General features: G+C 71.2%; 9 protein-coding genes and 1 tRNA gene. 5 read left to right on the top strand and 5 right to left on the bottom strand.

Translation table 11 applies throughout. The features are described from left to right. Positions 1-35: 35 nt before the first annotated feature. Positions 36-1199 (bottom strand): GGDEF domain-containing protein, encoded by a 1164-nt coding sequence (locus tag AC27L4_RS16255; RefSeq protein ID WP_487143274.1) that lies wholly within the window; start codon positions 1197-1199, stop codon positions 36-38. Positions 1200-1849: 650 nt separating this feature from the next. Then, positions 1850-1925: transfer RNA gene (locus tag AC27L4_RS16250), tRNA-Ala, on the bottom strand. Positions 1926-2034: 109 nt separating this feature from the next. Between AC27L4_RS16250 and cbiB the strand changes: the two genes are divergently transcribed. After that, positions 2035-3012, top strand: a complete 978-nt coding sequence (gene cbiB, locus AC27L4_RS16245; RefSeq protein WP_487143273.1) for an adenosylcobinamide-phosphate synthase CbiB — start codon at positions 2035-2037, stop codon at positions 3010-3012. Here the strand turns inward: cbiB and AC27L4_RS16240 are convergent. Further along, positions 2996-4480 carry a cobyric acid synthase gene (locus tag AC27L4_RS16240; RefSeq protein ID WP_487143272.1) on the bottom strand — a complete coding sequence of 495 codons (1485 nt, stop codon included), beginning with the start codon at positions 4478-4480 and terminating at the stop codon, positions 2996-2998. The genes cbiB and AC27L4_RS16240 overlap by 17 nt on opposite strands. 184 nt (positions 4481-4664) lie before the next feature. On the opposite strand from AC27L4_RS16240, the gene AC27L4_RS16235 reads away from it, so the two are divergent. The 4 genes from AC27L4_RS16235 (at position 4665) to AC27L4_RS16220 (ending at position 10917) form a co-directional block, all read left to right on the top strand. Continuing rightward, the gene (locus AC27L4_RS16235) at positions 4665-7181 is read left to right on the top strand and encodes a TIGR02302 family protein (RefSeq protein WP_487143271.1); all 2517 of its coding nucleotides are present in this window, start codon (positions 4665-4667) and stop codon (positions 7179-7181) included. Positions 7182-7269: 88 nt separating this feature from the next. Beyond that, positions 7270-7677, top strand: coding sequence for a GFA family protein (locus tag AC27L4_RS16230; protein WP_487143270.1), 408 nt, complete (start codon positions 7270-7272; stop codon positions 7675-7677). Positions 7678-7686: 9 nt separating this feature from the next. After that, positions 7687-9723 carry an oxidoreductase gene (locus tag AC27L4_RS16225; protein WP_487143269.1) on the top strand — a complete coding sequence of 679 codons (2037 nt, stop codon included), beginning with the start codon at positions 7687-7689 and terminating at the stop codon, positions 9721-9723. A gap of 186 nt (positions 9724-9909) precedes the next feature. Continuing rightward, positions 9910-10917 carry an esterase-like activity of phytase family protein gene (locus tag AC27L4_RS16220; protein ID WP_487143268.1) on the top strand — a complete coding sequence of 336 codons (1008 nt, stop codon included), beginning with the start codon at positions 9910-9912 and terminating at the stop codon, positions 10915-10917. 28 nt (positions 10918-10945) lie between these two features. Here the strand turns inward: AC27L4_RS16220 and AC27L4_RS16215 are convergent, their stop codons facing one another. Further along, the gene (locus tag AC27L4_RS16215; protein ID WP_487143267.1) at positions 10946-11569 is read right to left on the bottom strand and encodes a septation protein A; all 624 of its coding nucleotides are present in this window, start codon (positions 11567-11569) and stop codon (positions 10946-10948) included. A 3-nt stretch (positions 11570-11572) separates the two neighbouring features. Beyond that, complete coding sequence (gene ftsY, locus AC27L4_RS16210; RefSeq protein ID WP_487143266.1) at positions 11573-12631, bottom strand: signal recognition particle-docking protein FtsY; 1059 nt, start codon at positions 12629-12631, stop codon at positions 11573-11575. Positions 12632-12665: the final 34 nt, after the last annotated feature.

Raw genomic sequence — 12665 nt, 5'->3', positions numbered from 1 at the left:
CCGGCAACATGCGGGCCCGGCCGAGAACGCCGGGGTCAGGCCGCGGCCTCGACCCGGTTCCGGCCGCCGGCCTTGGCGCGGTAGAGCGCCTTGTCGGCGCGGCGCAGCATGTCCGCGAAGCTCCGGTCCTCGTGCCGACGCACCGCCACGCCGACGGACACGGTGATCGGGATGGTTGCGGCGCCGAGATGGAACGGGTCGTCCTGCACGGCGATGCGCAGGCGCTCGGCCGCGGCCTCCGCCGCCTCGTCGTCGAGATCATCGAACAGCACCACGAACTCCTCGCCGCCGGAGCGCGCGACAAGGTCGTTGTCGCGCGTGCCGGCCTGCAGCCCGGCGGCGACGTGCCTGAGCGCCCTGTCGCCGCCCTCATGGCCGTGGGTGTCGTTGATCGTCTTGAAGGCGTCGATGTCGAGCACCGCGACGGCGAATCCGGCGCTTCCCCCGGACAACTGCCGGAAGCGCTCATTGCCGATCTCGGCCAGGGTGCGCCGGTTCGCCAGGCCCGTCAGATAGTCGGTGGAGGCGGCATGCTCCCATTGCCGGCGCAACTGGTCCGAGCACATCAGCACGAAGGCCGTCGTGCCGATGACCGGCAGGACGGTCATGAACATCGGCGTGGCCAGGTTCATCCAGCTCGCGCCGCTCGCGGCGTTGAAGTCGGCGGCCGCCGGAGCCTGGAAGACGAAGAACATCATCCGCGCCACGGTAAATGCCAGGACGGCGGCGAAGATGGCGAGGAGCATCTTCCGGCTCAGCCCCGAGGGCCGGTGCGGCCTGGCGGCGAGCGTCCGCATCGAAGCCGCCATCAGCCACACCCAGACGGCCGACACGACCATGACCCGGGCGACGAAATTCGGGCTGACCGCCGAGAACCAGAAGACGCAGACGACCGCCAGGGCCGACGGCAGCAGGTCGAGGGCGTTCGGGCGCCCGCCGTGGAACTGCTGGAGCGCCCAGCGATAGCTGGTCAATCCCGCCAGGAACAGGCCGTTGACGAGCGTCAGCATCGCCGCGGCCGGCAGCCCGGCCTCGAAGGCGAAGAGCGTGCAGCCGACGGCGATCAGCAGCGTGCCGACCTGCCAGCTCAGCGCCGCCGGCCGAAGCGCCGGCGGAAGGTCGCGGTGGATCAGCCCGAGGACGCCGCCATTGGCGAACATCATCAGGGACACCGTGACGAAAACACTCTTCGCATCCATTCCCGCCGGACAGCCCCTGCACGACAGCGTGCTCCGCCCTGCCCGCCCGGGCGGCAAGCCTCGCGCCGTGATCCTCCCCTGCATATGGCCAGGACAGGACGCCGACAATAGACAGCGCCTGCCATCGATGAGCGACTGAGCGCGCATCCCGCGGCGTGCGCCTCTTGTTCCTCGGCGATAGGGTCTTTGCCTCTGGCAGCATCGCCGTGGCCTCGGCGAGCGAGACGACTGGGTATGGACGGATCGTCAGGAGATTTTCTTCACCCGAAAGCTCGTCACGCACGCACCAGATCTTGGCGTCGCTCGGCGGACCATCGAGGCGGAGGCCCGTCGAATCAGCGAGCTGCAGGGCTGCCCGGCGGCCTTGCCCTTGCGAGCCCCGAGTCCGTGAGCCGGATGGAAATCACCGTTATCCGGCGTTCCAGTCACCACACCCGGCATTCTACCTGCGGTGGGGAGGGAAGACGCGGGCGTCGTGGCAAGTCCGGCAGGGAGCCCATCTCGCCCACAGGGTGGCTTCACAAAATTGAGGTGAAGCACTTAGTCCCGGACGCAGCCTTACCGCGAACCGACGCCAACGCCCAGAAACCCCGCGGCTTCTAGACTATGAAGGAATTTCGGACGCATAGGAACCGCATGGGATCGGTTCTTGGTGGAGCTGATGAGATTCGAACTCACGACCTCTGCAGTGCGATTGCAGCGCTCTCCCATCTGAGCTACAGCCCCGGTTGCCCGAAAGCGCCGCCATTTACTGTTCGACCTCCTCGCCTGTCAAGCGTGAGGAGGAGAGAAACGGCGGAAGGCGGGCGTTTCTTGGGTAGCCCGCAGGAATGCCGTGATCACCGCCCTCACCGTTCTCGCCGCAGCGCTGGCGATCGAGATGCTGGCGGGCTATCCGCCGGGCCTGTTCGCGGCGATCGGCCATCCCGTCACCTGGATCGGCAAGCTGATCGGCGTGCTCGACCTGCGCTTCAACCATGAGCACGAGGATGCCGACACGCGCCGCCGCGCCGGGCTGCTGGCGCTGTTCATCCTGCTGGCGGTGACGGGCTTCGCGGCCGAGGTCATCGAGCTCTTCTGCCTGTCGCTGCCGTTCGGCTTCCTCTTCGTCGCCGCAGCCGCCTCCTCGCTGATCGCCTCTCGCAGCCTGGAGGAGCATGTGGCAGCCGTGGCCTCCGGCCTGGAGACGCAGGGGCTCGCCGGGGGGCGTGTCGCGGTGTCGCGCATCGTCGGCCGCAATCCCGAGGCGCTCGACGAGCACGGCGTGTCGCGGGCGGCGATCGAGAGCCTGGCCGAGAACTTTTCCGACGGCGTGGTGGCGCCGGCCTTCTGGCTGGCCATGCTCGGCCTGCCGGGCGCCGTGCTCTACAAGGCCATCAACACCGCCGATTCGATGATCGGCCATCGCACGCCGCGCCACGAGGCCTATGGCTGGGGCGCGGCGCGGCTCGACGACCTCGTCAACCTGCCGGCCTCGCGCCTCTCCGCCGTGTTCCTGGTGGCGGCGGCCTGGCTCCTGCCCGGCGCCGACCCCGCCGCCGCCTGGCGGGCGGTGAAGCGCGACGCGCACAAGCACCGCTCCCCCAATGCCGGCTGGCCGGAGGCGGCCATGGCCGGGGCCCTCGGCCTCGCCCTCGCCGGACCGCGCGTCTACGGCCAGACCCGGGTCGAGGACGGCTACATGGGCAACGGCCACGTCGATGCGACCGCCGCCGACATCCGCCGCGCCCTCGACCTCTACCGCATCGCCTGCCTGCTGCAGCTCGGCCTGGTGCTGGCGCTGGTCGCGCCGCTGCTCATCGCGCGAGGCTGAGCAGCGCCGCGATGTCGAGATGGCGCGCCAGATGGGCGGCGAAGGCGTCGAGCGCCGCCTCGACGCCGGCCTCGTAGTCGCGCCCCGACGCCCGGCCGCCGAGCCGGCGGATCCAGGCGGCGCGCTGGCGGTCGTCGGCGAACAGGCCGTGGACATAGCAGCCCATGACCCGGCCGTCGGCGGAGACGGCGCCGTCGGGCCGCGCGGCCGGCCCGGTCCCGGTCCGCAACAGCGGCCGCGCCGTGTCCGGTCCCTGCGTCAGGCCGACATGCATTTCATAGCCGGCGAACGGGACCCCGTCCTCGCTCTCGCCGCGCACCGCGACCAGGCGCTTGTCGCCGCCGAGCACGGTGCTCACGTCGAGCAGGCCGAGCCCGGCCACCGCTCCGGCCGGTCCCTCGATGCCGCCCGGGTCGGAAATGCCGCGGCCGAGCATCTGGTAGCCGCCGCACAGGCCGAGCACCCGGCCGCCCCGCCGGACATGGGCCTGGATGTCGATGTCCCAACCCTCGGCCCGCAGCGTGGCGAGATCGGCGATGGTCGCCTTGGAGCCCGGCAGGATGACGAGGTCGCAGACCGGCAGCGGCTCACCTGGACGCACCATCACCACTTCGAGGCCCGGCTCCTGCGCCAGAGGGTCGAGGTCGTCGAAATTGGAGATGCGCGGCATCACCGGCACGGCGATGCGCGGCATCGCCGGGGCGGTGCGCGGCCCGGCACGGCCGGCCGAGCCGTAAGACGGCAGGGCGAGCGCGTCCTCCGGCGGCAGGCGGGCGACCGCGGCGGCATGCGGCACAAGGCCGATCGCCGGCCAGCCCGTGCGCTCGGCGATGAAGCGCATGCCGTCGGCGAACAGGGCCGGATCGCCACGCATCTTGTTGACGATGAAGCCGCCGACCAGGGCCGCGTCCTCGGGCGCGATCGCCGCCCGGGTGCCGAGGATCTGGGCGATGACACCGCCGCGGTCGATGTCGCCGACCAGCACCACCGGCGCGCCGGCGGCCTGGGCAAAGCCCATGTTGGCGATGTCGCCCCGGCGCAGGTTGACCTCGGCGGCCGAACCGGCGCCCTCGACCAGCACCAGGTCGGCCTCGGCCCTGAGGCGGGCCAGGCTGTCCAGCACCGCCGGCATCAGGCCCTGCTTGACCGTCTGGTAGTCGCGCGCGCCGGCCGAGCCCCGCATGCGCCCCTGCACCACGATCTGCGCGCCGGTCTCGGACTGCGGCTTCAGCAGCACCGGGTTCATGTGGACGCTCGGCGCCGTCCGCGCCGCCCGCGCCTGCAGCGCCTGGGCCCGGCCGATCTCGCCGCCGTCGGCGGTCACCGCCGCGTTGTTCGACATGTTCTGCGGCTTGAACGGCCGCACGCGCAGGCCACGATCCGTGAACAGCCGGCACAGCCCGGCCACCAGCACCGACTTGCCGACATCCGAGCCGGTGCCCTGCAGCATCAGGAGGCGGGCGGTCATCGCATCGATCGTCCTGTGATTGTCCTGCCGCAGCGCGGTCCGGTCCCGCACGCATCTGGCATGAAACGCCCGGCAAGGCCACACGCCAAAGGACATGCAATTGCCTCACGGCCTGTTTACAGCTGCCGTGTGGCCGCAGGATCGGTTTGGTCCTAGGATAACTGCAGGCTGACACGGAGACGGCATGGCGGACGAGGCAGGGCGAAGGCTCTCGCAGGCCCCGGAGGCTGCAAAGCGCACCCATCTCGAACCCCTGCTGCGGCGGGCGTGGCTGGTGTTGACCTGGGAACGGCTGTGGCCGCGGCTCGCCCCGGTCCTCGGCGTCGTCGGCCTGTTCCTGTCCGCCGCCTGGTTCGGCCTGTTCGCGATGCTGCCCGTCGCAGCCCGCATGGCGGGGCTCGGCCTGTTCGCGCTGGCGCTCGCCGCCGCGCTGATGCCGCTGCGCCGCTTCCGCCTGCCCTCGGTCCCGGCCCTGCTCGGCCGGCTCGACCGCGAGAGCGGCCTCGCCCACCGTCCGGTGACCGCGCTCGGCGACACGCTGGCCAATGCGCCCGGCGACCCGGTGTCGCGGGCGCTGTGGGCGGCGCACCAGCGCGAGGCCGAGGCCAGGGCGGGCGCGGTCCGGCTCGGCCTGCCCTCGCCCGGGCTGCCGGCGCTGGATCGCCACGGGCTGCGCTTCATCGTCATCCTGACGCTGATCGTCGCCTGGTTCCATGCCGGCGCCGACCGGGGATCGCTGCTGCTCGGCGCCTTCGAACCCTCGCGGGAAGCCGCGGCCGGCGCGGCGGTGCGGATCGACGCCTGGGTGACGCCGCCGCCCTACACGAGGCGCGCGCCGATCATGCTGACGGCCGAGTCCGACACGGCCCCGATCTCCGTGCCGCAGGACAGCGTCCTCACCCTCAGGGTGGCGGGCGACGACAAGGCCGAGATCACCGCGACCGGCAAGGCCGTCGATGCGACGCCGGCTCCGACCGCCCCGCCGGACGGCGTCGCCGCCGTGATCGAGCGGCGCCTGACCTTGAAAGGCGATGCCGGCGTCACCGTGCGCCGTGACGGCCGCGATGCCGCCGCCTTCCACTTCACCGTCATTCCCGACACGGCGCCGACCATCGCCTTCGACGGGCCGATCGTGCCGGCGGCACGCGGGGCGATGACCCTCGCCTACAAGGTCGAGGACGATTACGGCGCCACCGGCATCGAGGCGCAGGTGCGCATCCCCGACAATCCGGGCGCCCGGCCGCTCTACGATCCGCCGAAGATCGCCCTGCCCCTGCCGCCGGGCCGCACGCACAGCGGCAAGGCCAGCGCGACGCGCGACGTCTCCGATCACCCCTTCGCCGGCGCGACGGTGACCATGACGCTGGTCGCACGCGACGACGCGGGCAATGAGGGCCGCAGCGCCGGACAGGAGGTCACCCTGCCCGGCCGCGTCTTCCTCAAGCCCCTGGCACGTGCCCTGGTCGAGCAGCGCCGCAAGCTCGCCCTCGACGCCCTTCAGGCGCCGGCGGTGAAGGATGCCCTGGACGCGCTGATGCTGGCGCCGGAACAGTTCACCAAGGACGCCGGCATCTATCTCGGCCTGCGCACCGCCTGGATCCGGCTCGACCGCGCCACCGACGACGAGGCCCTGCGCGGCGTGGCGCAATATCTCTGGCAGATCGCGCTGCGCATCGAGGAAGGCGACCTCTCCGAGGCGGAGCGCGACCTGAAGGCGGCGCAGCAGCGCCTGCGCGACGCGCTGGAGCGCGGCGCCTCCCCCGAGGAGATCGCCCGCCTGACCCAGGAGCTGCGGCAGGCGATGACCAAGTTCATGCAGGAATATGCCCAGCGCCTGGAGCAGCAGCGCCGCAACGGCGACATCGACCGGCCGCGCCGGCAGGCCGGCCGCACGGTGACGCCGGACGAGCTCAACGCCATGCTCGACCGCATGGAGAAGATGGCGCGGAACGGTGACAAGGACCAGGCCCAGCAGCTCCTGTCCGAGCTCAGCAATCTCCTGGAGAACCTGCAGTCGCCCGACCAGGGCGAGATGGCGCAGGACGAGGCCGGCCAGGAGATGCAGCGCTCGCTGGACGAGATGGGCAAGATGATCCAGCGCCAGCAGCGCCTGCGCGACCAGACCTTCCGCAACCGCGGCAACCAGCAGCAGGGCGAGCCGCAACCGGGGCAGGAAGGCGACGAGCAGGCCCGGCAGGGCGAAGGACAGCAGAATGAAGAGGGCATGAAGGGCTTGCGCCAGCGCCAGCAGGCCCTGCGCGAGCAGCTCGAAGCCATGCGCAAGCGCCTCGAGCAGATGGGCGTGCCCGGGGGCGAGGAGCTCGGCCAGGCCGAGCAGGCCATGCGCGATGCCGAAGGCAAGCTCGGCGAGGAGGACGGCGACGGCGCCGTCGGTTCGCAGGGCAAGGCGATCGAGGCGCTGCGCAAGGGCGCCCAGGGACTCGCCAAGCAGATGCAGGCCCAGAACGGTCAGCAGCCCGGCCGGGGCCAGCGCGGCAGCACCGGCGACGACCGCGATCCTCTCGGCCGTCCGCGCCGGGACAATGTCGGCGCCGACGACAGCGGCAACGTGCCGCGACGCGGCGAGACCGACGTCCAGCGGGCCGGCCGGGTGCTGGAGGAGCTGCGGCGCCGCCTCTCCGACCCCAACCGGCCCCGCATGGAGCTCGACTATATCGACCGGCTGCTGCGCCAGGAGTAGCAGCCTTCTCCGTCCGCGACATCCGTGACGCACCGAGGCGAGTGCGCGGCTGCGGCTGGCATACGATCGGCGGACGGAGGGAGATGCGATGACCGAGAAACCCCTGGGCGCCGCCGGCGGATGCCTGTGCGGCGGCGTGCGCTACGAAGTCCGCGGCGCGCTGCGCGAGGTGATCGCCTGCCATTGCTCGCAATGCGCCCGCACCAGCGGCAATTTCGTGGCGGCCACCAGCTGCGCCGTGGCCGACCTGACGCTGACCAGCGACGCCTCGCTCGCCTGGTACCGCTCCTCCGATGCGGCCGAGCGCGGCTTCTGCAGGGTCTGCGGCGGCAACCTGTTCTGGCGTTCCATCGAAGGCCCGGACATCAGCATCATGGCCGGCACGCTCGACCGCCCGACCGGACTGCGCACGGCGACCCATATCTTCGTCGGCTCCAAGTCCGACTATTACGAGATCAGGGACGGCTTGCCGCAGCTGCACGCCTGGGAGAGCTGAGGTGCCGCCATGACGATCGATCCGCTGCTCCAGCCCTATCGCCTCAAGCACCTGACCCTGCGCAACCGCTTCCTGTCGACCGCGCACGAGCCCGCCTACACGGTGGACGGCATGCCGGCCGAGCGCTACCGGCTCTACCATGTCGAGAAGGCCAAGGGCGGCATCGGCCTGACCATGATCGGCGGCTCGGCCGTGGTCGCGCCCGACAGCCCGCAGGCCTTCGGCAACATCCTGCTCTACAAGGACGAGGTGGTCGGCCACCTCACCCGCCTGGCGGAGGCCGTGCACGAGCACGGCGCGGCGGTGATGATCCAGATCACCCATCTCGGCCGCCGCACATCCTGGGCCAAGGACGACTGGCTGCCGATCATCGCGCCGTCGCCGGTGCGCGAGCCGGCGCATCGCGCCTTCCCCAAGGCGGCCGAGGACTGGGACCTCAGGCGCATCGCCGCCGCCTATGCCGACGCCGCCGAGCGGGTCAAGGCGGCGGGCCTCGACGGGCTCGAGTTCGAGATGTACGGCCATCTCATCGACCAGTTCTGGTCGCCTGCCACCAACCGGCGCGACGACGCCTATGGCGGCGCGCTGGAGAACAGGCTGCGCTTCGGCTTCGAGGTGATGCGGGCGGTGCGCGAGCGCGTCGGCCCGGACTTCATCGTCGGCACGCGCATGGTCTGCGACGAGGACTGGGACCGCGGCCTCTCGCGCGAGGAAGGGCTGGCGATCGCCCGGCGCATCGCCGCCTCCGGCGAGATCGACTTCATCAACGTCATCCGCGGCCATATCGACACGGACGAGGCGCTGTCCCATGTCATCCCCGGCATGGGCGAGCGCTCGGCCCCGCATCTCGACTTCGCCGGCGCGGTCAGGACGGCCACGGCGGTGCCGGTCTTCCATGCCGCCCGCATCCAGGACGTCGCCACCGCCCGCCACGCCGTGGCTTCCGGCAAGCTCGACCTCGTCGGCATGACGCGGGCGCACATGGCCGACCCGCATATCGCCCGCAAGGTCGGCGAGGGGCGCGAGCACGAGATCCGGCCCTGCATCGGCATGGGCTACTGCATCGATTCGATCTATGGCGGCGAGGCGCTGTGCATCCACAACCCGGCGACCGGCCGGGAAGCGGCCGTGCCGCACGAGATCGCGCCCGGCCCGGGGCCGGCGCGGCGCGTGACGGTGATCGGCGCCGGCCCGGCCGGGCTGGAGGCGGCGCGGGTGGCGGCCGCCCGCGGCCACCGGGTGACGCTGCTCGAGGCGGCCGACGAGCCCGGCGGCCAGGTGCGCCTGACCGCGGCGCTGAAGCGGCGACGCGAGATCATCGGCCTCGTCGACTGGCGCATCGCCGAATGTGAGCGCCACGGCGTCGCCCTGCGCTTCAACACCTATGCCGAAGCGGACGACGTGCTGGCGACGGAGCCGGACGTGGTGGTGGTCGCCACCGGCGGCCTGCCGAACCTCTCCTTCCTCGACGACGGGGCCGACCTCGTCACCACCAGCTGGGACATCCTGTCCGGCGCGGCGCGGCCGGGCGAGACGGTGCTGCTGTTCGACGACAACGGCGCCCATCCCGGCATGACCACGGCCGAATTCCTGGCCGAGGCCGGCGCCAGGCTGGAGATCGTCACGCCCGAGCGCAGCCTCGCCCCGGATGTCGGCGGCACCAACTATCCCGCCTATTTCCGCGCCTTCTCCCGGCACGGGGTGAGGACCACGCTCAACCTGCGGCTGGAAGCGGTGCGGCGCGAGGGCAACGGCCTCGTCGCCCGCCTGTTCGACGATTACGGCAAGAGCCACGTGGAGCGGCACGTCGACCAGGTGGTGGTCGAGCACGGCACGCTGCCGCTCGACGACCTCTATTTCGCCCTGAAGCCCCGATCGAAGAACCTCGGCGAGGTCGACTACCCCGCCCTGATCGCCGGGCGGCGGCAGGCCGTCGAGACCAATCCGGCCGGCGGCTTCATGCTGTTCCGCATCGGCGACGCCGTGGCCTCGCGCAACATCCACGCCGCCGTCTATGACGGCCTGCGCTTCGCCATGGCGTTGTGAGGGCCGACCTCCGTCACCACAGCCTCGCGACCCGGTCTGCCCGCCCGGTCAGATCATCGAACACCGTATCGGCCGACACGAGGGGAAGAACCGGCCCGCCGGGATAGCCTCATCCCGACATCCCGCCTTGACCCCCGCACGCCGTACCGACAAGGTGCGACCCTCCCGCCTGCCGTGGCCGTGTTGATGCGCCGATTGATCCTGGCCGCCCTGGCCTCCCTCGCCTTCGCCGGCCCGCTCGCGGCCAAGCCCTTCGATCCCAAGCCCGGGGCCGTGCCGATCACGGTGACGGCCTCGCCGATCGAGCGCTTCCGCATCCGCAGCCCGGAGCGGCGGTTCGGCGCTCTGGAATTCCGCGGCGGTCTGGAGCTTTCGGGCGGGGCCAAGTTCGGCGGCATCTCCGGCCTCAGCCTCGATGCCCTCGGCGAACGCTTCGTCGCGGTTTCCGATGCCGGCCTGTGGATCACCGGCCGCTTCGTCGAGCGGGACGGCCGGCTCGCCGGCGTCGAGGATGCCGCGGTCGGGCCGATCCTCGGCATGGACGGCAAGGCCCTGATGCTGACGGGCGAGAACGACACCGAATCGGTGGCGATGGACGGCAGCGGCAATGCCTATGTCGGCATCGAGGCGGTCAACCAGATCCGCGTCTTCCCCTTCCGCCGCGACGGCATGATGGCGCGCGGCGACAAGATCGCCCTGCCGAAGGAGGCGGCCAAGCTGCCGTTCAACCGCGGCTTCGAGGCGATCGGCATCGCCCCGCCCGGCACGCCGGTCGCCGGCGCCCTGGTGGCGATCGCCGAACGATCGCGCGAGGCCGGACCGACCACCAGGGGCTTCCTGGTCGGCGGCCCGATGCCCGGCTCCTTCGAGGTGCGGCGCACCGACGGCTTCGACGTGACCGACCTCGCCTTCCTGCCCGGCGGCGACATGCTGATCCTGGAACGACGCTTCTCGCTGCTGCGCGGCGTCGCCATGCGCATCCGCCGCATCGCCATCGCCGATGTCCGGCCGAACGCGGTGCTCGACGGGACCACCGTGATCGAGGCGGGCCTCGGCGAGCAGATCGACAACATGGAAGCCCTGGCCGTCAGCCGCAACGCCCGGGGCGAGACCATGCTGACACTGATGTCCGACGACAACTACAACTTCTTCCAGCGCACGCTGGTGCTGCGCTTCGCCCTGGTGGGCGAGTGACGCGCCAGCGTGCGCGAGCCGGCGGGCTCTATTCGGCGCCTCCGCCCTTGGCCTCGTAGCGCATCAGCAGCGGCACCTGCGAGGCGGCGAACAGGAAGGTCAGCGGCATGGTGCCGAACACCTTGAAGCTCACCCAGAAATCCGTGGAGAAGTTGCGCCAGACGATCTCGTTGAGGCCGGCGAGCAGGAAGAAGAAGAGACCCCATCGGAAGGTCAGCTTGCGCCAGCCCTCCTCGGTCAGGTTGAACACGGCATCGAGCACATAGGTGATCAGCGACTTGCCGAAGGCGAGGCCGCCGAGCAGCACCGCGCCGAACAGGCCGTTGATGATGGTCGGCTTCATCTTGATGAAGGTGTCGTCGTGCAGCCAGAGGGTCAGCCCGCCGAAGACCAGCACGATGATGCCCGATACGAGCGGCATCACCGGCAGGTGTCGTGTCAGGGCATAGCTCGCCGCCAGCGCCGCGATCGTCGCCACCATGAACACGGCCGTGGCCGTGAAGATGCCGACATTCGGCTCGGCGGCGTCGAGGCCGAACAGGCCGGCGAAGAGCTGCGGCCTGGAGTTGGCGAGGAAGAACAGGCCGAGCGGCCCCATCTCCAGCAGCAGCTTGAGCACGGGGGAAAGCTTGGGCTTGGCGGCGTCGGGCATGCCCTACTCCAGGCCGGCGATGGCCCGGGCGAAATCGCGGGCGGAGAACGGTTCGAGGTCGTCGACGCTTTCGCCGACGCCGATGAAATGCACGGGCAGGCCGAAACGCTGGGCGATGGCGACGAGGATGCCGCCGCGCGCCGTGCCGTCGAGCTTGGTCATCACCAGGCCGGTGACGCCGGCGATCTTGCCGAAGATCTCGACCTGCGACAGGGCGTTCTGGCCGACCGTGGCGTCCAGCACCAGCAGCACCGCATGCGGGGCGGTCTCGTCCTGCTTCCTGATGACGCGCACCACCTTGGCGAGCTCGTCCATCAGCTGCGCCTTGTTCTGCAGGCGGCCGGCGGTGTCGACCAGCAGCACGTCCGAGCCGTTCTCGCCGGCGAGCCTCAGCGCGTCGAAGGCCAGGCTCGCGGCGTCGGCGCCCTGCTCGCGGGCGACGACCGGCGATCCCGTGCGCTCGCCCCACACCTTGAGCTGCTCGATCGCCGCGGCGCGGAAGGTGTCGCCGGCCGCCAGCGTCACCTTGCGGCCCTGCGCCGAGAACTTGGCGGCGAGCTTGCCGATGGTGGTGGTCTTGCCCGAACCGTTGACGCCGACCATCAGGATGACGAACGGCTTGCGGGCCGGATCGACCGTCAGCGGGCTGGCGACGGGCGCCAGCACGGCCTCGACCTCGGCGGCCAGGACGCTGCGTACCTCCGCCGGGTCGATCTGGCGGTCGAAGCGGCCCTTGCCGATCGCGCCGGTGATGCGGCTGGCCACGTCGATGCCGAGGTCGGCCTGGATCAGCACGTCCTCCAGCTCTTCCAGCGTGGTCGCGTCGAGCTTGCGCTTGGTGAAGATGTCGGTGATGCCCTGGCCGATGGCCGAGGACGAGCGCGACAGGCCGTCCTTCAGCCGCCGCCACCAGGATTTCTTCTCCGCCGGGGCGGGCGCGGGCGCCGCCGGGACGGATGCGGGCGGGGGGGCGGGAGTGGGCTGCGGCTCGGGCTCGCGCTCCTGGCCGCGGCCGAACAGGCGCGACAGGAAACCGGGTCTTTGCTTGTCGTCGTCGGCCATGGGGTCCGGATGTTCGATCTGTCAGGTCCAGGCT

The sequence above is a fragment of the Labrys sp. Lb11 genome (assembly GCF_057554225.1).
This window is presented reverse-complemented; position numbering and strand designations above follow the sequence as displayed.